Source organism: uncultured Cedecea sp. (assembly GCF_947498825.1).
Lineage (GTDB): Bacteria > Pseudomonadota > Gammaproteobacteria > Enterobacterales > Enterobacteriaceae > JGM124.
The window spans coordinates 60,005-81,700 of sequence record NZ_CANMLV010000016.1 but is presented as its reverse complement, the minus strand read 5'-3'; the positions used below and the strand labels follow the sequence as shown (position 1 = coordinate 81,700).

18 protein-coding genes are annotated in these 21,696 nt (G+C 45.0%); 9 read left to right on the top strand and 9 right to left on the bottom strand.

What is annotated here, in order from left to right; genetic code table 11:
* Nucleotides 1-45 precede the first annotated feature (45 nt).
* From yiaK to Q1A40_RS16110, 5 genes are all read left to right on the top strand, one after another.
* Entirely contained in the window at nt 46-1,071 is a 1,026-nt protein-coding gene (yiaK, locus tag Q1A40_RS16130) for a 3-dehydro-L-gulonate 2-dehydrogenase (RefSeq protein ID WP_300001909.1), read from the top strand.
* Nucleotides 1,072-1,643: 572 nt separating this feature from the next.
* Nucleotides 1,644-2,588, top strand: a complete 945-nt coding sequence (locus Q1A40_RS16125; protein WP_300001989.1) for a C4-dicarboxylate TRAP transporter substrate-binding protein — start codon at nt 1,644-1,646, stop codon at nt 2,586-2,588.
* Nucleotides 2,589-2,652: 64 nt separating this feature from the next.
* The gene (locus Q1A40_RS16120) at nt 2,653-3,132 is read left to right on the top strand and encodes a TRAP transporter small permease (RefSeq protein WP_300001907.1); all 480 of its coding nucleotides are present in this window, start codon (nt 2,653-2,655) and stop codon (nt 3,130-3,132) included.
* Nucleotides 3,129-4,412 (top strand): TRAP transporter large permease, encoded by a 1,284-nt coding sequence (locus tag Q1A40_RS16115; RefSeq protein WP_300001905.1) that lies wholly within the window; start codon nt 3,129-3,131, stop codon nt 4,410-4,412. Before Q1A40_RS16120 ends, Q1A40_RS16115 begins: the two co-directional genes overlap by 4 nt.
* A 192-nt stretch (nt 4,413-4,604) precedes the next feature.
* On the top strand, nt 4,605-5,291 hold the full coding sequence (locus tag Q1A40_RS16110) for a GntR family transcriptional regulator (RefSeq protein WP_300001902.1): 687 nt from the start codon (nt 4,605-4,607) through the stop codon (nt 5,289-5,291).
* A 158-nt stretch (nt 5,292-5,449) separates the two neighbouring features.
* Here the strand turns inward: Q1A40_RS16110 and Q1A40_RS16105 are convergent, their stop codons facing one another.
* Together Q1A40_RS16105 and Q1A40_RS16100 are read right to left on the bottom strand one after the other, a co-directional pair.
* Nucleotides 5,450-6,370 (bottom strand): ParB/Srx family N-terminal domain-containing protein, encoded by a 921-nt coding sequence (locus Q1A40_RS16105; protein WP_300001900.1) that lies wholly within the window; start codon nt 6,368-6,370, stop codon nt 5,450-5,452.
* A 10-nt stretch (nt 6,371-6,380) separates the two neighbouring features.
* A complete protein-coding gene (locus Q1A40_RS16100) occupies nt 6,381-7,691 on the bottom strand; it encodes a porin (RefSeq protein ID WP_300001897.1) in 1,311 nt (436 codons plus the stop codon).
* A gap of 321 nt (nt 7,692-8,012) precedes the next feature.
* Here Q1A40_RS16100 and Q1A40_RS16095 point away from each other — a divergent pair, with 321 nt between their 5' ends.
* Nucleotides 8,013-8,552 (top strand): DUF2058 domain-containing protein, encoded by a 540-nt coding sequence (locus Q1A40_RS16095; protein WP_300001895.1) that lies wholly within the window; start codon nt 8,013-8,015, stop codon nt 8,550-8,552.
* An 11-nt stretch (nt 8,553-8,563) separates the two neighbouring features.
* Here Q1A40_RS16095 and Q1A40_RS16090 read toward each other — a convergent pair whose 3' ends face one another.
* The gene (locus Q1A40_RS16090) at nt 8,564-9,262 is read right to left on the bottom strand and encodes an RluA family pseudouridine synthase (RefSeq protein WP_300001892.1); all 699 of its coding nucleotides are present in this window, start codon (nt 9,260-9,262) and stop codon (nt 8,564-8,566) included.
* 410 nt (nt 9,263-9,672) lie between these two features.
* Here Q1A40_RS16090 and Q1A40_RS16085 point away from each other — a divergent pair, with 410 nt between their 5' ends.
* Complete coding sequence (locus tag Q1A40_RS16085) at nt 9,673-10,527, top strand: PA4780 family RIO1-like protein kinase (RefSeq protein ID WP_300001889.1); 855 nt, start codon at nt 9,673-9,675, stop codon at nt 10,525-10,527.
* Nucleotides 10,528-10,578: 51 nt separating this feature from the next.
* Here the strand turns inward: Q1A40_RS16085 and Q1A40_RS16080 are convergent, their stop codons facing one another.
* Genes Q1A40_RS16080 through Q1A40_RS16070 form a run of 3 tightly spaced genes read right to left on the bottom strand, consistent with a single transcriptional unit; the run spans nt 10,579 to nt 14,838 of the window.
* On the bottom strand, nt 10,579-11,829 hold the full coding sequence (locus Q1A40_RS16080; RefSeq protein ID WP_300001886.1) for an MFS transporter: 1,251 nt from the start codon (nt 11,827-11,829) through the stop codon (nt 10,579-10,581).
* On the bottom strand, nt 11,826-12,857 hold the full coding sequence (locus tag Q1A40_RS16075) for a methyltransferase (protein WP_300001883.1): 1,032 nt from the start codon (nt 12,855-12,857) through the stop codon (nt 11,826-11,828). The genes Q1A40_RS16080 and Q1A40_RS16075 overlap by 4 nt, the downstream gene beginning before the upstream one ends.
* The gene (locus Q1A40_RS16070; protein WP_300001881.1) at nt 12,847-14,838 is read right to left on the bottom strand and encodes a TonB-dependent receptor; all 1,992 of its coding nucleotides are present in this window, start codon (nt 14,836-14,838) and stop codon (nt 12,847-12,849) included. The genes Q1A40_RS16075 and Q1A40_RS16070 overlap by 11 nt, the downstream gene beginning before the upstream one ends.
* Nucleotides 14,839-15,176: 338 nt before the next feature.
* Here Q1A40_RS16070 and Q1A40_RS16065 point away from each other — a divergent pair, with 338 nt between their 5' ends.
* Nucleotides 15,177-16,142, top strand: coding sequence for an AraC family transcriptional regulator (locus tag Q1A40_RS16065; protein WP_300001879.1), 966 nt, complete (start codon nt 15,177-15,179; stop codon nt 16,140-16,142).
* A 277-nt stretch (nt 16,143-16,419) separates the two neighbouring features.
* On the opposite strand, the gene Q1A40_RS16060 is transcribed toward Q1A40_RS16065, so the two are convergent.
* From Q1A40_RS16060 to Q1A40_RS16050, 3 genes are all read right to left on the bottom strand, one after another.
* Nucleotides 16,420-17,760 carry an anaerobic C4-dicarboxylate transporter gene (locus Q1A40_RS16060; protein WP_300001876.1) on the bottom strand — a complete coding sequence of 447 codons (1,341 nt, stop codon included), beginning with the start codon at nt 17,758-17,760 and terminating at the stop codon, nt 16,420-16,422.
* 216 nt (nt 17,761-17,976) lie between these two features.
* Nucleotides 17,977-20,004: an alpha-amylase gene (locus Q1A40_RS16055; protein WP_300001873.1), complete on the bottom strand. Its 2,028-nt coding sequence runs from the start codon at nt 20,002-20,004 to the stop codon at nt 17,977-17,979.
* 116 nt (nt 20,005-20,120) lie between these two features.
* Nucleotides 20,121-20,891, bottom strand: coding sequence for a hypothetical protein (locus Q1A40_RS16050; RefSeq protein ID WP_300001871.1), 771 nt, complete (start codon nt 20,889-20,891; stop codon nt 20,121-20,123).
* A gap of 199 nt (nt 20,892-21,090) precedes the next feature.
* Here Q1A40_RS16050 and Q1A40_RS16045 point away from each other — a divergent pair, with 199 nt between their 5' ends.
* A complete protein-coding gene (locus tag Q1A40_RS16045) occupies nt 21,091-21,675 on the top strand; it encodes a hypothetical protein (protein WP_300001868.1) in 585 nt (194 codons plus the stop codon).
* Nucleotides 21,676-21,696 lie beyond the last annotated feature (21 nt).

Below are 21,696 nucleotides of genomic sequence, written 5' to 3'. Positions count from 1 at the left end.
TGACATTTATCGTGGAATATTGATCTTCATAACGAGATGAAAAAAATGCAAAGAATCAGTTTTGACACCATAAAAAAGACAGTAAAAAAGGCATTTTTAAATGCAGGATTAAGTGAACAACAAGCGGATATCTGCGCCCAAATTCACACCGAGTCCAGCTGCGATGGCGTCTATTCGCATGGTTTAAACCGCGTATCCCGCTTTGTTGACTACGTTAAAAAGGGCTGGATCGACATTCAGGCAGAACCGACTCAGGTTAAGTCATTAGGCGTCATTGAGATCTATGACGGTAACCAAGGGATCGGTATTACTAATGCTTTATTTGCCGTTGATAAGGCAGCAGAGCTGGCGCGCCAGAATGGTATAGGGATTGTTGCTTTACGTAATACCACCCACTGGATGCGAGGAGGCACATACGGATGGAGGGCAGCAGAGCAAGGTCTTGCCGCGATTTGCTGGACAAATACGGAGTCCTGTATGCCGGCATGGGGAGGCAAAAATACCCGCCTCGGTAATAATCCTTTTGTAATGGCGGTACCACGAGAAAAGGGGCCTGTCGTGTTAGATATGGCCATGTCGCAATACTCATACGGAAAATTACAGGTCACCCGGCTTAAAAATGAACGCTTACCCTTTCCCGGAGGTTTCGACCAGCAGGGAAATTTAACGGATGAGCCCGGACCAATTGAGCAGTCGATGCGGATCCTTCCGACCGGATACTGGAAAGGATCCGGAATGGCTGTTTTATTAGATGCCATGGCCGCATTGCTGTCCGCAGGGCATCCAACAAATGAGATCGATAAAGTCGGGAAAGGGAGTTGTACTGGAGCCAGCCAGATTTTTATGGTGTTCGATCCAACGCAGCTCGGTGGCCATGAGTTTAGTGAAAAAATGGCTGACAGCGTGGCAGACTATGTCAAAACGTCGACGGCGGCAGAAGGTCAGAAAGAGGTTTATTATCCCGGCGAACATTCTGCTAAAAATCGGCAAGAAAATCGTACCAATGGTATCCCCGTTGACGACAGCGTTTGGGCCGAAGTGGTTGCACTCGCCCAAGATAGCGAAAAATGATGACGGAGAATATCCAATAATGCTTTAACAATAAGGGTAACGCTGAAAAAAGGCTCAATGAGAGATGACAAAAATCATCTAATCTTTATAACGATACTCATTATGCCAAATTAAGCATTACCTTTATTGATTAAACTAAAAAATGAAATGATTAACGTCCTATGATTATCGATTCAGAAAAAATATTTTTGTGACAAATATCGCTAAATAATCATTTGACGTTGAAATAAAAATTCATTTCCTTATAGAAAAACTCTGTTTAACATCACAAACAAAGAAATATTTTTATGAAAAGTAGAAACAAATGTCTGTCTATACATAAATAATGACTGAGTAAAACTGATGTCAGATGCAAGAGGAATATTAAACAATTGTGTTAACGGTTATATCTCTGATGTCTTGGCTATATAGACGTTAACGTTGCCAGGTGATAAACGGTCCTGGACGTATTTTAAACCCATAACCTTTCCTTTGGAGAACAGAACAACATGTCAAAATATACCTTACATTTCGAAAGGAATTATTCTTACACCCTGAAATCTGGCATATATAAAAAAATAGCAATAGGCTCATTGCTTTCACTTTTTGCCTTGTCTTCATTTGCCGCTAAAACATATGAATTCAACCTGAGCACAGCGTTATCGCCAGACGATCCTGTATATGCCGGATTTAAAGAATTTAAGAAAAATGTTGAGAAACGCACGGATAAAAATGTGCGTGTCAGATTGTTTCCCAGTGGTCAGTTAGGGGCTGATGGCGAGTTGATTCAACAGGCTCAGGTAGGAAGTAATGTGGGAGTGCTTACTGATGGCGGCAGACTGGCGCAATTCGTTCCGGAGCTGGCAATACTGAATGCTCCTTTTTTACTGTCTGACTATGAGCAGGCAGCAAAATTTGTCGCTACACCGGTCTTTAAAGAGTGGGAGTCGAAGCTACAAGGTAAATCGGGATTAGTCAGCCTGTCGTTCAACTGGTATCAGGGCTCTCGTATGATGATGACGAAAAAGCCTTTTACACAACCAGCTGATTTAAAAGGCGTTCGTGTTAGGGTTCCTGACTCCCCCATCGCTATCGAAACCATCAACTGTATGGGAGGGTCCCCCACCCCTATGGCTTGGTCCGAAGTCTATTCCGCTATTCAGACGGGGGTAGTCGATGCAGCCGAAGCGCACCCGACTGCGCTATATGGTTCTAAACTCAATGAAGTCGCGAAAGATGTCACCAAAACTAATCACTACCATTTAATGACATCTATTATTGTTGGCGATAAATGGTTTAATCAGCTCCCAGCCGAATATCAGAAAATTCTTCAGGAAGAGTCTTATAATGCCGGAGAGTTTACTTCGCAAAAAATTATCGAGCAAAGTAATGCTGTTTTAGAAAAAATGGTTAAAAGCGGTGCAAAAGTCAATGAGATCGATCTCACCCCGTTTATTGCAGCATGCGCAAATGTGCCGGCTAAACTTGGGCTGGAACAGGCTCAAAACAGTTTAAAAACCGCGTTAGATATTAAATAAGTGGGTTTGATCATTTCTATATTACGCCCACCCTTTGGGTGGGACGTTGAGTGAGATATTACAGATGAAAACATTGATTAAAATAGAAACAGCCATTGCGAAAATTCTATTTATTATCATGGTTATCCTTATTTTGATTGCTGCTATTGGACGAGCTGCAGGATACCCTCTGATTTGGTCTATAGAAATATCCATGGTTTTATTCGCCTGGGTGAGTATGTTCTCTATCCATTATGCTCAAGTCAACCAACGTAATATGGGAATTGACATTTTATCAAAACGGCTACCGGCGAAGGTACAAGAGGCCGTTGATTATATTAACAGAGTCTTAATTATCGCCTTCCTCGGCTTCGGGACTTGCTCTGGATATATTTTCATGTGGGACACCCGCTCACACGTATTACCTATTTCAGAAATAAACCATGTGGTTTTAAGTGCAGCAGTTCCGACAGGATGTCTGTTAATGATATTCACCTGTATTGAACAATTAATTCATAAAATTAATTCTAATCGAGCATTATCTGTTAGAGGAAATCTACCATGATGTGGTTGACCGGTGTATTGTTTATTGTGTTTATGCTGATGGGTATGCCGGTAGGATTCGTCATTGCCATATCAAGCCTGGCTTTTTTTTTCACATCCGACTTTCTGCCTCTGGGCATCGCTTTTCAAAAATTTGCCGCACCCACACAGTCATTTCCGATGATTGCAGTTCCGCTATTTATCCTGGTTGGAAATTTACTTACGCGAACAGGCATTACTGAGCGTTTATTGGATTTTGCGCGTCTGTTGACCGGGTGGATGATTGGTGGACTGGCGCAAATTAACGTTTTACTCTCAATGCTGATGGGGGGAGTTGCCGGTTCGGCAGTCGCAGATGCCTCCATGCAGTCACGTATGCTTGGGTTCTCTATGATTGAACGCGGATACCCTCGGGCCTACACCGCGGTTGTTATCGCTTTTGCCTCACTGATAACAGCAACACTTCCCCCCAGTATTTTATTAATTCTGTTTGGCTTTGTCGGTAATGTCTCTATAGGAAAATTGTTCCTTGCAGGCATTATACCGGGTGTTTTATTGACGATAACGTTAATGGTGACGAATTATATCATGGCTCGTCGCATGAAAATTCAACCGGAAACACTCTCCAGGCCAACATTTAAAGAGGTTGCCGCCAGTTTCCGCCGCGGTTTTTGGGCACTAATGTTCCCTATTATCCTTATTGTAGTCATCCGGTTAGGGTTATTCACGACTTCAGAAGCCGGGGCATTTATTGTTCTCTATGCCATTATTGTCGGTGGTTTGGTTTATAAAGAACTGACCTGGCAAGGGATGCTTGATACCTTAACTGAAACGCTCACTGACTTGGGTATTGTCATGCTATTAGTGATGGCAGCCTTCATTCTTGGGCATATCAGCGTGCTGGATCAGCTGCCTCAGGCAATGACGGAATTTATTACCGACTTTACAGAGAATCCAACAGGTATCATGCTGTTGATTTTTGCACTGATACTGGTTATTGGTATGGTTCTGGATGCCAGTCCGTTGATATTGCTACTGACGCCAATTTTATTACCTATTGTCACTGAACTTGGCTATGACCCGATTCACTTTGGCATTATGTTTGTTACGCTCACGTTATTGGGGGCGAATACGCCGCCAGTCGGTATTTGTATGTATACTGTTTGTGGAATTTTGAAATGCGATACGGTCGATTTTATGAAATCGTCGGTACCTTATTTAATTGCCTTTTTCATTTTCACGGCGATTCTTTTTGTATTCCCGCAAACAGTCATGTTTTTACCTGATTTACTGATGCCATAGCGCCATATTATTTTGATGATATATTTGTAAACAGAGAACATGTACTCGCCATACTTTTAAGCGTCTTTTGCTGAAAAACTCAGTTTGCGTGAAGGTTGCAGGGAAGAATACGCAGCTGAGTCGACAGCTGACAAGTATGGCGAGTATAGTCATAAATAATAAATCAAAAATTTATTGGGTAAATACAACGACATGGATATCTCTTTTCAGCTCAACCATACCGAACCAGTCAATCAACAAATTTATCGCATACTGCGAAAAGACATTGTGGAATGTACTATTCCACCGGGTAAGCTACTGTCCGAAAAAGAAATCGCCCTGCGTTTTAGTGTTTCTCGCCAACCGGTTCGGGAGGCATTTATCAAGCTCGCAGAGGCCGGGTTGGTGCAGATCCTGCCACAGCGTGGCACCTTTGTGATGAAAATATCCGAACAGCGGGTATCAGATGCCCGCTTTATCCGTCAGGCACTGGAATGCGCTATTGCCCGCCGGGCAGCAGAAATGGTCACAGAGGAACAACTGCTGACACTTGCGCACAATTTACATAGTCAGGAACTGGCCGCGCAGAATGACAGGGCACGAGAATTTCTTATTCTTGATGATAATTTCCATCAGCTTTTAACGCAGATTGCTAACTGTCCACTGGCGTGGGAAACGATTGAGTCGATTAAAGCAACCATGGATCGGGTGCGTTTTCTCAGCCTGAGTCAGGTTTCTCCCCCTTCCAGTTTGATCCAGCAGCATTACATGATTTTTAATGCCCTGAAAGCACGCGATCCTGATGCAGCTGAAAAAGCGGCTCGTGAGCATTTGCAGGAAATTATTCATTCCATCACTCCTATTGCGCAACAAAATAGCGACTGGTTCGATCGCGCCTGAGCGCATCATTAAATGATAACATCACCAAAAACAGGAACCCTGCCTTTTGGTGATGTTTTGCCGTGAATACGATACCCAAAATAATTCGAGTTGCTTGTAAGCGCACCTCATGCACGCAACACCCAAGCAGCTTGAAGTATGACGGGTATATAACAATATTAGCTTTTCTGTGCTGCCGTGAATAAGACCGTCAGCTTGCCATGTTGATCGATGAGTTTATTCAGCTCTTTTTTATTGATGGCATTAAATACCCCAAAATCACTGACGGTAAACTTTTTATCTTTTAACTCAACCACTACTTCATCTGCCGGAACTGAAAGCATAGCATCAGCGACTTTCTGCAGTGAGTTATAGTAGTCTTCCCGAGTATCCAGCTTCAGCGAATCCACAGGAACTTTTTTATTCAGCCACTCGGCAAGATAAAATTCAAAGAAGGGAATATTGGTTGATTTGGGCTTTTTATAGGAGACACCCCGGAGGAAATACATGATTGAGCGATACTGGTCGTTCTGTAAACTTTCTTCTGACACAGTTTTCGGCAGAGACGAATAGTTTACCGGTTTAAACTGGGCGTCTTTTAACCAAGTCAGATTCTCTTCTGCCAGGGAATTCCAGAACGCCTCCATCGATCCCATAGCGGATTTATCATCGGTAATACGGATAAAGACTGGCGTATCGCCACCCGATACTTTGTTTAACATACTAACCAGATGGTGCCCATCGGTTAAGTAATATTGTTTATCCGGTCCTATCACAGCGGTTTTAAGATCTTTAACTTTCGATCCATAGGGTTCAAGGCATTTGAAAGAATTTAGATCAAGCAACGACGATTTTTCAGTAAAAGAATCCACGCCTTCAGCGCCGTTATCTTCGCAGTAATCAGCATATAGTTTTTTAGGATTTAAAGCATAGCTGGCAATTTTATAATTGACTTGCTGATCGCCAATACTCGGTTGTGTAGGTCTCAAATCCGCCGCTTTTAACTGTATCACACCGGGTGTATTAGCAATATGATCAGTAGCCCAAGACTGAGCCGTCACACTTAACAGAGATAACAAAACATAATTTAAATATTTCATGACGGATCCTTTAGAATATAAATTGAGCTCTGGCGACAAGCGTGTCGTTACTATTTTTTACGCTTTTACCATCAATGGATTTAGAGGTATCAATATTGCTGATATGTGAGTGAACATAGGAAACATTAAAGCTTAAATTTTCAGTGTAGAAATAATTTACGCCTAACACAGAACTCTTAACCACGTACTTGTCATCACGATCGACAGCATTTACCCCATTGATATTATTATTCAGCTGTTTCTTGCTGGCCGCTTTATTGGGTTTAATGCTGCTGTATTCAAATCGATAGAAAGGCTCAAAGGTATTAAATTTATTAGGTTTTCCCCATTTACCTTCCGCAACACTGTAGCGACGGCTGGAGTCAAACAGATAAGATACCTGTAAATATCCCCCCTCCAGTCGTACTTTCTGTGGATCGATAGTTGTGGTCGTCATTCCTTTTTTAGTTTTTGTTTCTATATCTGCGCCTTTTACCGTTCGGTAGAAGTATTCGCTTTGCAGACGCAAGCCCTCGTACTGATAGCCTAGCTCAATAATGCCTTCGTCATCTTTAGTGGTATTACTGACATCAGCAAAACGTAACTTGTCATCGTTTCGGGTTCTGGTTTCCAGGCGGGTAGAAATTTTTGTGTCATTTTTATCTGGATTCGCATCATGGTAGCTGAAACCAAGATGCAAAACTTGATTGGTACTTAAAACAGGGGCGTAAGTCAGCCGCCCATAATAACCAAAGTTATCGTTGCTATTTTTATCGCTAATACCATATTTAAGCTTCGCAGCCTGGACACCTGCACTGTAATTACTACCTGATGTTTTTACCGCATAGCCATAGTCAATATCATCCCGGCCAGAGGTCAGGTCATACATAATGGGCCTTTCAGTTGCCAGAGCCCAGCTTGAACTGGTTGCCCCTTCCAGGCCAAAACCAAATTTATCACGACCGAAATAAAAATCAGCATACTGCCATCCAGTAAACCCTGCCCATGCACGATCAACATCCCATGAGTGTTCTTTTCTGTCATAAGCAAGGCGGACCTCATAGGGCAGAATATTAATCAGCGTCCCTTCTACACCAATATTTCCGCGTCTGACAATCCCATTAGTGCTGTCCTTGAAGGGGGTATCCTGACTGGCTGCGGAATAGTCTTTGAAGTTGACGACGTCGTATTGAAGACGCCCTTTTAAATTGATGCTGGATCCATAAGCAGAAAGGCCAAAACCCTCTTTGAGATTACTTGAATAAGAAAAATCATCATTTGCATTAGCCACTTGAGAACTGAAACAGAATAATAATAACAAGTTATATTTATTTATTTTCATTACGCCCATTTATTTCATGCATTGATCATAAAAGTGGCTATAACTTATTGGCTTATTGTTTCAGTATGGCTTCACTTGGATGACGAAATAATGACAGGCAAAGATAACCTTATGCATAGCCATCATTAATCAATAGGTATATCACCCTCTCTCAAACCGCAGCGCTATCGCTATCGCTATCGCTATGTCATGCAGGATAACTATCAGTCTCACGCATAATCCCCCTGAATGACGATATGCCTCATCAACATCGGGTGTTTAGCCAATTCAGTAAATACAGGTATAATCCCCATAAATTATCTGATTGGTTTAAATGCAAAGATGACAAAACTCACCTTACAAGAGCAGATGTTAAAAGCGGGTTTAGTGACCAGCAAGAAAGTGGCTAAAGTCCAGAGAACCGCCAAAAAATCACGGGTTCAGGCTCGTGAGGCCAGAGAAGCAGTAGAAGAGAATAAAAAAGCGCAGATTGAGCGTGACAAGCAGCTGAGCGAGCAACAAAAACAGGCCACCCTGGCCAAAGAATATAAGGCTCAGGTTAAGCAACTGATTGAGATGAACAGAATCGTTGTTGCTAAAGGCAATATTGATTTTAACTTCACGGACAATAACTTAATCAAGAAAGTGGTCGTCGATAAGCTGACTCAAAACCAGCTGATCAGTGGTCGCCTGGCGATTGCCCGTTTAGTGATTGATAGCAGTGGCGAAAGCCAGTATGCGATTATTCCGGCGGTTGTCGCGGATAAAATCGCCCAGCGTGATGCCGAAAGTATCGTCTTAAACAGCACCTTAAGTCAGGAAGAGCAGGATGAAGACGATCCGTACGCAGACTTTAAAATTCCTGACGATCTGATGTGGTAATTGTCGTCTTTTCAGAACGGACTGGTACTTTTACCCAGAACAGGCGCTTTGCTTACCGGATGAACAAACTGCAGTTCACTGGCATGTAACATCAAGCGAGGGGTCTGTTCAGTTCCGGGCAGTAAAAGTCCGCCATACAGGTCACAGCCAAGAATAGGGTGTCCCAGCTGCTGGCAGTGAATGCGGAGCTGGTGAGTTCGCCCGGTTTCCGGTATCAGTTCGACCCGGGTGAGTGGCAGGACGCTCCCCTCTTCCTGGCGCTGATAAAAGCGCTCCAGCACGCGATAACGGGAGCGGGCAGGTTTGCCGTTGGTAGCACAGAGCGTCATCCGCGGAAATAGCGCCGGATCTTTAGCAATGGGCGCATCGATCACTCCGGTATCGTTTTCCAGATGTCCGCAGAGTAATGCACTATAAACTTTGCTGACAGTACGCTGGCTGAACTGCTGACATAATGCAGCATTAATTGCCTTATTGCGGGCAATCACCATCAGCCCGGAAGTGCCGAAGTCTAAGCGATGTACCAGCGTGCAGCTGGAAAATTTCTGCACCAGCCGATAATGGACAGAGTCAAAATTCTGAGGATTTTTCCCTGACAGGCTAAGTAACCCGGCGGGTTTATTAATCAACAGCAAGTGCTCATCCTGCCACAGAATGTCGATTTCATCATGGCACGGAGGGGCAATAAAGTTATCAATAATCTCAGACATCAGGTAACCAGAGCAAAGAGTGGGCGCTGATGATAACCAATTTTAATCAGTCTGACGAATGGGTGTAAAAATAGCGATGATATCGATTTTTTATACTACAGATAGTGCTTTATCGCGGGTACGATTTTTGTTCATAATGAAGAGTCGAGCTACCATCAAAAAGTTATTTATCATTCAAGAAACTTTGCGCATTAGGCTTATGGACCGTAATATCACAGGGATATGGTGCGATAAAAATCAACAATCCGCTGTTTTATATGAAAAACACTCAGTAATGTGTTATCTCATGGATTAATTCAGGAAAATGCAAAAAAATAATGGAGTTCACAATGAAGTCTCTGTTAATTATTTCTACTTTCGCCGTCTATGCTGTTGATACCAAAAGCGGCAGACATAAGGTATAACGCCGCATGAAAATCCCAGCCAGGATCCAGCCATTAGTTGATGATGGCTTAATAGATGAAGTCCTCCAGCGCCTGAAAAGTGGTAAGGAAGCTGACGTTTACACCGTGTTATGCGGTGATACTGTGCGCTGCGCTAAAGTCTATAAAGAGGCAACCCAGCGTAGCTTTAAGCAAGCCGTGCAGTATCAGGAAGGGCGTAAAGTGCGTAACTCGCGTAATGCGCGTGCGATGCAGAAAAGCTCTAAATTCGGTCGCAAGCAGCAAGAAGAGAGCTGGCAGACTGCCGAGGTAGAAGCACTGTTTCGTCTTGATAAAGCCGGAGTACGTGTTCCCGAGCCCTATATCTGCCTTGATGGTGTCCTGTTGATGGAACTGGTGACAGATGCCGACGGTATGGTGGCCCCACGACTGAGCGATGTCACCTTAAGCGAAGAAAACGCCATCGCTGACTTTAATACCATGATCCGTAATATCGTGCGTATGTTATGTGCCGGTCTGGTACACGGCGATTTATCAGAATTTAACGTACTGATGGATGCCGAAGGCCCGGTGATTATCGACTTGCCACAGGCTGTCGATGCCGCAGCGAATAATCACGCTGAGTCGATGTTTGCACGTGACGTGAATAATATCACCGCTTACTACGGTCAGTTTGCTCCACAGTTGCTGAAAACCTGTTATGCCAAAGAGATCTGGCAACTGTATGAAGAGGGAAAACTCACCCCTGAGGTCACGCTTACTGGTCTGTTCGTTGAAGAACTGCATGAAGTGGATATGGGGTCCCTGATAGACGAGATAATCTCCGCAGAAGACGAGTATTACGATCGCCAGCGCGCCAGCAAAGAGCGTGAAGAGGACTAATTCTCCGTTAAAACCGTATCAGAGAATACTGATACGGTAAGTCACGAACGGTTAAGAGTCTCGTCCGGATAGCCGGGCGGTATACTGTGTCATCCTGACAAGAGAATTTCTGACCAGCAAAACCGTTACCAGTACCGCCAGCACACCGCAGCACAGCGCACTGAGCATCAGTGAATATCCTCCCAGGTCCAGTAAGGCCCCCGCCCCAATGGGAAAAGTTAACCGGGTAACAACAAACAGGCTCGCCTGAAGACCATAATCTGCCGCACGCCGTTCGTTACGGGTAAAAAACATCATCAGCCCGAACATCAACGAAGAGATCCCGCCCATCGCCACAGCCACCAGGAAAATAGAACTCATCAACCATCGCTGATCCCATTTAAATACGACTGCCAGAGTTAAAGCCCCCAGTGCCAGTAAAGCCGCCAGCAGATAACAAGGAATGGCTCTGGCTATCCCTAAATAGCGGACTAATCGTCCACTGAACACACTGGCCATTGCGCCGACAATTCCACCACCGACTCCCACTATCCAGGCGACATCCTGGGCCTTAACACCAGAGTCCAGTAACAGAGGTTTCATATAGAGCCAGGCCGCGCCGACAAACGGAAAGCAGGTCATCAGCAATAATGTCCAGAGCCGGGCTTCTGGCTGGCGAAAAAAGCCCGCAAAATCGGTCAGGGGCTGATGCGGTATCTCTGGCGCTGTGGTTAATAATTTGTCTTCTTTCAGTAAACTCATCAACAACAAACCGACTAACAGACCTGCCAGCATCAGAAAGAACGGCGCTTCCCACCCCCATAACCCTTGTAGAACCAGCATCACGCCACCGCCGACAATGGCACCTAAAAAAAGCGCCATTGAGCGGATACTCCCCGCACGCATCTGTTCGCTGCGCGGCAAAAGCTTAACCACCAGCGCATTAAGAGGAATATCCACCCAGGTTGTCAGCAAGCTGATACCCAGAGCCAATAAGAACAGAGGAATACGATGTGCCAGTATACTCTGGTCGCTTATCAGCCAGAGCAAGGCCGCCAGAGGAAGTACCAGCCATAAGACCCAGTTGCTGTAATGACGTTTGCCCGGACGAAAGCGTTGAACCGGCAGTGCCAGCAGAAATTTAAACACGGCGGGTAAACCGGCTAACTGAAAAAGTCCAATCTCGGTTCCGGACCAACCATATTCCCGCATAGTCAGTGGCAAGCCCAGTAACAGATAGATTCCAGGGATCACCAGCACAAAGTTCATCCAGCCGAATATAGCCTGACAGAGGCCATAACGTTGAGTGGTTATCTGACTCATAACGCCTCTTTTCTGGCAATAATCACCGTGACAGGGGCAACAGGAAATGCCACTTGTGGGTGCTGCTCTATCCGGGTAAAGCCGACTTTGCTCATGCGGGCTGCCAGTTCATCTTGCTGAGTCACATGGCAACCTTTCATGCGCATCGCTAAGTAATACGGCAGGATTTTTCTGGCAGCTGTGGCTGTCATCGGTACTTCTGCATGGGCACTGATAAACACCCCTCCGGGTTTCAGTGCGGCCCATATCTTCGTTAATGTCGCCTCAATATCCGGCATAAAATGCAGTACCGAGGAACACCAGATTAAATCAAAGTTATCACCTATCGGGTCGGTTGCCAGATCCCCCCCCATCACCGTTATTCGCTCGGTCAATCCGGCCTTGTCGATATTACTTTGGGCAACTTTGACTGTTTCTGGAAAATCGAATACCGCAGCGCTCCATAACGGATAAGTTTGCACCAGGCTGATAGCAATTAATCCAGGTCCGCCGCCTAAATCCAGCAGACAGCCGCCTTGCTGAAATTCGGGTATACGGGTCATAAATTCTTGAACCACCCCTGTCGTGATGGCACGTTGTTCTTGTGCTATCTGGACATTTGCCGCTTTTGCCCAGTTTTCTTGCGTAGTAACAGCATCTGGTGCCTGGCTATAAATCATGCCTGACTGTACCTGCTGTGCTAACTGGCCGCCAAAATGACGCAATCCGGCTAAGCGAAATAAAAAAGCATCCCCCAGATAGCGCTCGGCGTCAGAAGCGAAATAGTGTTGAGCGATATCCTGATTATGATAGCGAACAGGATCTCCAGGCTCCCGCTCCAGTAGATCCATGCTCCAGAGTAGCTCTAAAACATACCCCATATTGCTGCTGTCAACGCCAAGGCTTGTCGCAATATCACTCGCTGTTTTTGGTGTATTGAGCCGGCGAAATACGTCCCATTCGAGCGCTATCCGTAATGCATCGGCTTTCACATTGGCCAGCGCCAGGTCCCAGTAGGGTTGTAAAATTGCAGGTTGATTAAAATTCATAGCTGGCACGGACTCCAAATTCCTGGGGTTGGCTGTAAATTATGACATTTCCGTTCATCTCACCGATGGCATCGTAGTGTTCGTTGGTCAGATTCTGCCCGTAAACGCTTAAGGTCAGATGCGGGTTCACCGGGTAGCCAACGAGCATATTAAGGAGCTGATATCCTCCGCGCTGGTAGTGATTACCGGGATCAAGGTAAGTACGACCGATACCGTCCAGCGAAGCATTCGCATACCAGCTCTCAGCGTCATAGCGGACACCAAGGTGCCAGGTGACGTCCGGAGCATAAGGATTTCGGTTACCGTCGTAGTTATTGCTGCCATCCCGATAGTGATTAAAGCGGGTCTTATTCAGCCCGAGCGTCGCATCAAAACTCCATTCTGCGTTCAACCAGTAATCGAGCGTGGCTTCAATACCGCTGGAGTGGGCCGTTGCCGCATTCGTAATGGTGGTTACTCCTGGTCCCACGATTTGCTGAACCTGCATATCGTCAATTTGCATGTAATACGCCGCGAGTGAATAGCGCAGATTAAGCGGTTTAATCAGCCCTTTCATACCCGTCTCATAAGAGCGGACTTTTTCCGGTGAAAATGCGGGATAATTAACGCCAGGTGAAAAGAGGTTATATCCTCCCGCCCGGAAACCTTCTGAATAGGTCAGGTAGAGGTTATGTTCAGGTGTCCACTGGTATTGCAAAGAAACTTTTGGAGAAAACTGATTATCTTTCTGGCTCTGACTGGCAGCATATTCAGGTTTCACTTTAACGCTGTCCTGCTGAATACGTCCTCCCAGAGTCAACGACCACTGGGAGGTAATGGGTTGTAGCCATTGACCAAACAGTGAAACCGAGTGCGCTTCCAGAGAGGTATTTATCGTCTGAAGATTTATCAGTGTCTTATTGGTAAAAGAGACATCATTGTCGGTTTTATCCGCATACAGGCCAACCAGCCAGCTGGCCTCATCATGGTCCCCGGATAATCTGAATTCCTGAGAGAGATTGCTCAGATGGTACTTACGCTGCAAATAAAATAATTCTGTCGGCATAAAATCTGAGTCTTGTTTTAGCCTGTCGCGGTAGTCTGTTTTTGCTGTGATTGAGCGCAGTGAAATCCCTGAGCCAAATTCATGCGCCATATCGAGTGAGAAGGTTTCCCCTTCTGAGCGGTTCCAGCTTGGTGTGCCAGAGCTAACTTCATGACGTAAACCTTTAACACTTCCCCATGCAGAAGCCCCATCCCGATAGGTAACATGACTGTAACGCAGTGAAATATCGCTACGATCGTCAGGTGTCCAACGGAGAGCCACCCGGCCATCATAACTTTTACGGTCATCGGCCCAGCCGCCATTGTAGCGATCGTGGATAAAACCATCCTGCTCACGAAACTGCGCGGCCACGCCCAGATAGAGCGTATCGTCAATCAGCGGATGTGAGGCATCCAGGCGTAAAACACGTTTATTACGGCTGCCCATTTCACCGTCAATACGTAAATAGGGGCTATTATCCGGCTGTCGGGTATAAATATTTAATACTCCCCCTTCGGCATTTTTACCGTACAGCGCCGATTGCGGACCGCGTAATATTTCTACTCGCTCGACGCCCACTAAATTATTATCAAATCCCTGACTGGTCAGCATCGGAACACCATCAACCGTCAAAAGCATAGAAGAAGAAAAAGCGGTGGCGTAGGATGTCAGGCCACGAATAACGGGTGGGTTAAAACCCGTTTGCCCGGTATCCTGGAAGCTAAAGCTTGGCGTTTTACGTGCAAGCGTTATCAAGTCATTAATATGCTGACGCGCTAAGTCCTCAGTAAAAAAAGTCGACAAGCTGGTCGGGACGTCTTCGGCAGCCTGTGCGGTTTTATTTGCAGTAACAATAATCGTTGAATCATCACCATAGCTGAATGCAGAGATGAGTCCGCATAACCCCAGGCAGGCAGTCCGGTAAAAAGGGAGTCTTGTTATTTTTAATATATTCATGCAGTTATTCTCAGACAATAAGAATCTATGACCACAATCAGGCCAAATAAAGAGGGGCTCCGTGGTTGAGCCATAGCATTTTATTTGATAACGATTATCAATATCTTTTGAATTACTATGAGATCAGTTTTGTTTCGTATGAATTATTAGTGGATCTGCAGATTGGAGACATAACAGACACTCTTCGGACTGATGACTGTCAGTACCTGTGGGTTGTAGGAAGCACGCCTTGTAGAGCAAAAACAGTTATGCTATAAACACAATTGATAATCATTATCATTTTTTCTGTAAAAATCACTGATCTCACAGTCAGATCGGGACGAGGGAAATGGTGAATTTTGAAGGCATTGAAACAGGAACAACGACTCAGTAAAGAGCATTTTCATTGCAATCGCAGTGAACAGACTGGCGCTATTCGTAGCCAGCCGATTGAAAGTTTAGGGGTTTGCTATTCTGACCAAATTACCCTTGCCCCTGATCTCACCCTGGTACACTTACATTACAGCCCAGTCTGTGACCTGACGATCAATCAAGGTGATAATCCACATAATAGCCATGTTCTGGTGATAACCTTAGGGCTTCATGGAATCTCTTGTTATCAGTCCACTCAGGCTTCTCCAACGGTTAATTTTCGCGCGGGATACACAACTATCAATTCATTTCGCCATAGTGCAGGCCAGCGCTATTATCATGCGGCAAGCACCACGACCCAATTACGTCTAATCATTGGTGAGAATTTACTTCAGCAATATGTCGGTCACGAGCGGGCGAGCCTGTTATTAGGCGATGGTCAGTTAACCCAGCTCCTGCATCAGAAAACCTCACCAACCAGTCTTTCTCATGCATCAATATTAGCCCGCCACATGAGCCATCATGATGCAGGAACCAACCGATTAGCCTTACATATGCACAGTCTCGGTTTACTCTCTGAACAACTCGAATCCTTATTACCACCGGAAAAGACCAGTAAACAAAAACTGTCTCCTGATGAAATCAGGCAACTAGAACAAGTACAAGATCTGATGCAAAAGAATATCGCAGAACCGATCACCGAAGAGTTTCTTTGTACAGCAATGGGTATCAGTAGAAGCAAGCTTAAAGAGGGATTCCGTTATCTGTTTAATTCCACACCACATAAAATGTTATTAGAAATGCGCATGAGAAAAGCGCATTTGTTATTAGAATCAGGTTACCAGGTTGCACAAACAGCCTGGAATGTTGGATACCGTCATCCCAATAATTTCAGCGTGGCATTTAATCAGTTCTTTGGTTATTCACCAAAGTCAGTATTCCATAAAAAATAATTTAGCGGCGTTTATCGACGTCATCAAAGACCGTCTTTTCATATGCCTTTAAATATCCCTGCAGCTTAAATACGGAGTTGTGGTGAAAATTTGTCTGGCTGCTGGTAAATCGTGGGTAATAACTGGAACATTTCTATTTACCCCTACTACATCTAACAGACTTTTATCGTTCACAACGTGCAGAACTATTACCAGTAAGTTCAGCAGTGGCGCGGGTTAGAACCACGCCATTGCGTTAAAAAACTGAGTATCCAGATCTACTTGTTATCCAGCAAAACTACAAGAATCCATACATCGCAGAGAAAACCCAGCCAAATACACAGGAAACACTGACTCCAATCAATCCCGGGAAAATAAAGCTGTGATTAACCACAAACCGCCCTATTTTCGTCGTGCCGGAACGATCGAACTGAATAGCAGCAAGATCGCTTGGATAAGTAGGAAGAATATAGTAGCCATAGCAAGCAGGAGCAGATGCGACGATATAAGCCGGATCTACGCCAATCGCCAACGCAACAGGTACGATTGCAGCAAGCGCAGCTGCCTGAGAATTGACAAATTTTGATACCAGCAATAAAACAATCGCATAGGCCCAAGGGTATTCTGTAACCAGCGTTCCTAGTACCGATTTGATCTCACCGAGATGCGCGCCAAACATCGTTTCTGCCATCCATGCAATACCGTAGACTGCAACAATCGCAATCATCCCGGAACGGAAGACTTCATTTTTTGAAATATCAGCCGGTTTAGTCTTGGTAAAAATAATAATTAACGCACCTGCAAATAACATAAAAATCTGAATCACTAATACCATCGATAACGCTTTACCATCTAACATCGGTCGTAATTCAGGAAATGCGCCCAGTAATGCCACAACAACAATGGAAGCTAAAAATATCCACATGGCTATCCAGTTGCTACGTGGTAGTTTTTTATTCAATAAGGTAACGGTATCACCGTAGACATATTCTTTATTTTCCGGTTTTGAAATAAATTCCTGAAAATCTGGATCTTTATCCAAATCTTTGCCGCGAAACCAGCTGAATATTCCGATGCACAATATTCCGATAAGCGTTGAAGGAATGGTAATTGCCAGTAAATCAACAAATCCAAGATGTTTGCCGTTCAATGTCACATCGCCAAGCATGGCCACTAGCGACACCACGGCGACTGATACGGGGCTGGCGATGATCCCCATCTGGGAACCGATAGTACTGGCAGCCATCGGCCTTTCCGGACGGATATTATTTTTAATCGCTACATCATAAATGATAGGTAATATGGTATAGACGACATGCCCGGTACCACACAAAATTGTCAGTAAGCAGGTAACAAAAGGCGCGACGATTGAAACATATTTAGGGTTACGTCTCAGCAGCCGCTCGGCTATCTGAAGCATAACATCCAGTCCCCCAGAAGCCTGTAATGTCGCGGAAGCGGCAACAACAGCAATAATAACCAGCATTACATCTACTGGTGGTTTTCCCGGTGCAAGGTGAAAGACAAAAACCAGTATAATCAGGCCTACCCCTCCTAATAATCCTAGCGCGATTCCCCCCTTCCTGGCCCCGTAAAACAGACAGATCAACACGACAATAAGCTGGATAAAAAAATCCATAACTAGCCCCTTTTAGAGTTTTAAATAAACCGTCGTCCTAGCTCACATAAATCCACTATAGGAGGCATAATTTGATTACTTTTTGATTTAAACGATATTGTGATACGGAAAATACAGGCGTTTTTTCATAACAGTGAGGAAAGTATAAAAATAGAAAGATAGAAAAATAAATATTGGCTCCCCTGATATCCAGAGGAGCTATTCGTCAGCCAGTGACTACTGGCCCGCCCACACAACTATCACTTTGTCATTATCTGTCTCACGGATAAAACCGTAGCCTTCTGGCAGCGAGAGCTGGGTTTGTTTTCCCATACCTATTGCCGGATGTCGGGCACGAAATTGTCCCAGCTTCTGCCAGTGAGCAACGCTACTCACAGCTTTACCAGTGATATCCTGCCAGTTCATATCCGAACGCGTTCCCTGTAGCGGATCGGACCCCGTTGGGCCAAATGGCCGGGAAGATTCATCGCCGTAAAATATTTGCACCGCCCCTGGCGCTAACAACAGCAACTCAGCCGCAGAACGTCCCCCTTCCCGGAACAAGCGGGTATCGTGTGAGGAGAGATAACTCAGGGCATTAAAATCTTGCAATTTTTCTGCCATTTGCTGCCAGGTAAGATCCATATCGGACAGACAGTTTACCGCTTTTGCCGCTTGGTCCTGGTAATCAAAATTCAGCATCGCGTCAAAGCCGTGGCGATAGTAATGGCTCTGCATCACGCCATGCCCCCAAGCTTCCCCTGTCATCCAGAAGGGGGCGTTATCCAGCGCCTTGTCAGGATGGGCCTTCTTCCATTCCACCAGGGCTTCTGTTGCCTGGTTTTTTAATTGCTGCCAGGCAGCTTGCTCCACGTGCTTAGCTGTATCAACGCGAAAGCCATCGATACCATACTCGCGCACCCACTGACTCAGCCAGTGAGTCAGATAATCCCGAGGGGTATAGCCGGGGATTTCTTTTGCCATGGTGTCTGGCTTATGGCGATAGAAATTAGGCAAACCAGATGGTTCTGTAGACTCCGTTTTCAGATCAGGTAAAAAAGCCAGAGACAGGGTTAAATCGTCAAAACCCGGGCTGTTGTAATCACCGATATCGGTGCGGATCCATTTTTTACCCCACCACTTTTCCCATCCGTCTTTATCAACAAAATTAATATAGTCGTTAAAGCTGTGCCAGCTCTGTCCCTTGCCGGGCTTCCAGTCCGTCCAGCGTTCACCGAATATTTTTTTCAGTTCATCACCCTGAAGGTACAGCGCACCAAACTGAAACTCCTGCATATCCGCCAAGGTTGCATAACCGGTATGGTTCATCACCACATCAAACAAAATACGGATACCACGCTTATGCGCTTCGTCGACCAGACGACGCAAATCGTCCGTGGTCCCCATATTCGCATCCAGCCGAGTCCAGTCCTGGGTGTAATATCCGTGATAGCCGTAATGCGGAAAATCACCTTTAGTACCTCCCCCAATCCAGCCATGAATTTGTTCCAGCGGGGAGCTTATCCACAGAGCATTAACGCCAAGCTGTTGCAGATAATCAAGTTTACTGGTTAAGCCCTGTAAATCACCGCCATGGAAGGTACCGATTTCCTGCATACCGTCTTTCTGACGACCATAGCTATGGTCATTATCCAGGTTTCCATTCACAAAACGGTCCGTCAGAACAAAATACACCGTCGCGTTGTGCCAGTTAAACGGCGCAATGTTTTGGGTCCGGGCAGGCTCGAGTAACAGTAAGCCATTACTGTCAGGCGCAGGTTTCAAGGTAATTTTGCCATCGCTTACGCTGACAATATTACCGCTGTAGAAATCGCGGATTTTCTCCCCTTCGGCAAAAGAGTGGCTGACATCAATTGTCAGCGGCTTGCCATCCCATTCAGGGCATTGCTTAAGTTGTGGTGTCGCCGCTACAAGCGGTTTATCTTCCAGAGAGACAATCAGAGTTGGCGTTCCTGATCGGGTATCAATCTCCAGGATATAGCGACCATCGCGAAATACTCGCCATTGTGGTGCGGCATCGCGACAGGGTTCCAGCGAAAGAACCTGGTTGAGCTTAATTGTGGCGGCGGGCTGCCAGCACTGCTGGTCTAAATGTACCCGTAGCGGATGAGTGCCTTTTGCAACCTCATTTTGGCTGCTAAATCGACCAGTGTCTTGTTCAGTAAAAGCAGGGAAATCAGCGCTAGTCCAGCCGGCAAAAGCCATTCCGGGTAAAAGTAATGACGCAAGCACAGTGAGTTTCATTGAGCGATCCTGTGAAGGGTATTTTACTCAGTTTGCCCGTATCCTGGGGTAATGAACTCATCCTGCCGGTTGTTTTCCAGGGAGGATTAAAAGGGATGAGTGAGCCAAGTCACGCGTTAGCCTGTCGACTCTTCCGTACTGTCCAGCAGATCGCTATCCCCTGCCTGACACACCAGCGTATCCGGAAAATTTTTTCCGAAGGTTAGCGTCAGATTCAGGTGATCGCGGTCATTTTCCAGAATCTGACCGGCCGTTAAACAACTGATGGCTCGCGATTTCATAAGACTCCAGCCACCGTCGCGGTCTGGGCGTTGACGTAAAGAAGATAACGTCACTTGCAGTGAAAAATTATCCGCAAGCGTCCACTCTTTTAATGGCCCCAGTTGGTAGGTAAATTGTTCAATTGAGCGACTGGCAGTAAAGTAACCATAGCTTCTTTCCAGAATGGTTAACGACTGGCGATATTTAATATTAATAATATTCATACCCGTTCTTACGCTCCCGCTAAATGCGGCCTGATACAGTGGCAGGGGCCGGGAATGCCATTCCGGCAATATCCAGGTTTGCGATTTATCCTGTGTTACCTTGCTCGGCCGCAGGGCCCCGGTCACTCTTACCTCAACGGGAGTGTTTTCTGGCAAAACAAACACAAATGCCAGCTCTTCCGATACCTCTGAGTGAATAAAGTAAACCGCCTGCACGTCGCAATATTGATAGTTGCAATCGATATTCAGCTTTTCTCTCTCTACGATAAGCTGACTGGCTTTCGGCGCATTCAAAGAAAAGGAAGGAGCATAATCAATGCGCATCGGCGCACGCATATTTGCGTATGTCAGAGAACATAATGCCATTAGTGTGGCAAATACCAGGATACAGGGCTTAAGCACAAGAACTCCATTTCTCATTATCTCGCTGACATCCGAAGCAGAATTAATACCAATTTTGTATGGGTCATTATGTTATAATAACCCTATAGGTATAACCAGAGCAGTATTCTGACAAATAGTATTTATTCGATTTTCATCCCGGATGTAATAGAGTAACTATACGGTTATGAGTATACGTTTATTCCAAATCGAGGTTTTGATGAACAGATTCATTGAAGTTTGCGAATACATTTCACATCATCAAAAAGACTACAAAGAAAATTTTTTGTTCGCCTCTTGTGAAAATTGGTTACGAAATGAAATATGTAAAGTGATGAATTTCAAACTTGACCATAACTTTATAAACTCACCAGGTGAGTGGGCGTTTGATGAAGTCAATAAAATTGATTTAAAAATAAAGACAGCCAGTGGCAATGAATATATTGAACTTAAGGTTGTTTACCCATCAACACATAAAGATATCAAAAGCATCATCAGTGATGTTAAGAACAAAATAATAAAAAATAAAAATATTAATGACAATGATACATCAGAGGCGTGGATATTTTTTATCGCGAATTCAAATCATTATAAGTCTAAAATAGATTCACTTGAAAGTGCCGCCCGGTGGGTAAAAGAAAAATCCCTTCATGCCCTCACTTCTATTCAAGAATCCAGTAACAATCAATTATCTGTCACTATTAATAATAATCTATTGATAGAGGCTGATAATATACTATGGGCCGCAACAAAGTGTTTTGTTGCCGTGGGTGCCATCCAGGTTATCATTCGGCCTGTGATGTGATTCATATATAACCGCTGGTTC

What these genes read in the sequence shown, in the direction of transcription:
- Q1A40_RS16060 (WP_300001876.1), bottom strand. Translation starts at nt 17,760, where the DNA reads ATGGATTTTTTTATCCAGCTTATTGTCGTGTTGATCTGTCTGTTTTAC.
- Q1A40_RS16105 (WP_300001900.1), bottom strand. Translation starts at nt 6,370, where the DNA reads ATGAAATATTTAAATTATGTTTTGTTATCTCTGTTAAGTGTGACGGCT.
- Q1A40_RS16100 (WP_300001897.1), bottom strand. Translation starts at nt 7,691, where the DNA reads ATGAAAATAAATAAATATAACTTGTTATTATTATTCTGTTTCAGTTCT.
- Q1A40_RS16115 (WP_300001905.1), top strand. Translation starts at nt 3,129, where the DNA reads ATGATGTGGTTGACCGGTGTATTGTTTATTGTGTTTATGCTGATGGGT.
- Q1A40_RS16055 (WP_300001873.1), bottom strand. Translation starts at nt 20,004, where the DNA reads ATGAAACTCACTGTGCTTGCGTCATTACTTTTACCCGGAATGGCTTTT.
- Q1A40_RS16085 (WP_300001889.1), top strand. Translation starts at nt 9,673, where the DNA reads ATGAAAATCCCAGCCAGGATCCAGCCATTAGTTGATGATGGCTTAATA.
- Q1A40_RS16120 (WP_300001907.1), top strand. Translation starts at nt 2,653, where the DNA reads ATGAAAACATTGATTAAAATAGAAACAGCCATTGCGAAAATTCTATTT.
- Q1A40_RS16095 (WP_300001895.1), top strand. Translation starts at nt 8,013, where the DNA reads ATGACAAAACTCACCTTACAAGAGCAGATGTTAAAAGCGGGTTTAGTG.
- Q1A40_RS16090 (WP_300001892.1), bottom strand. Translation starts at nt 9,262, where the DNA reads ATGTCTGAGATTATTGATAACTTTATTGCCCCTCCGTGCCATGATGAA.
- Q1A40_RS16070 (WP_300001881.1), bottom strand. Translation starts at nt 14,838, where the DNA reads ATGAATATATTAAAAATAACAAGACTCCCTTTTTACCGGACTGCCTGC.
- Q1A40_RS16045 (WP_300001868.1), top strand. Translation starts at nt 21,091, where the DNA reads ATGAACAGATTCATTGAAGTTTGCGAATACATTTCACATCATCAAAAA.
- Q1A40_RS16110 (WP_300001902.1), top strand. Translation starts at nt 4,605, where the DNA reads ATGGATATCTCTTTTCAGCTCAACCATACCGAACCAGTCAATCAACAA.
- yiaK (WP_300001909.1), top strand. Translation starts at nt 46, where the DNA reads ATGCAAAGAATCAGTTTTGACACCATAAAAAAGACAGTAAAAAAGGCA.
- Q1A40_RS16080 (WP_300001886.1), bottom strand. Translation starts at nt 11,829, where the DNA reads ATGAGTCAGATAACCACTCAACGTTATGGCCTCTGTCAGGCTATATTC.
- Q1A40_RS16075 (WP_300001883.1), bottom strand. Translation starts at nt 12,857, where the DNA reads ATGAATTTTAATCAACCTGCAATTTTACAACCCTACTGGGACCTGGCG.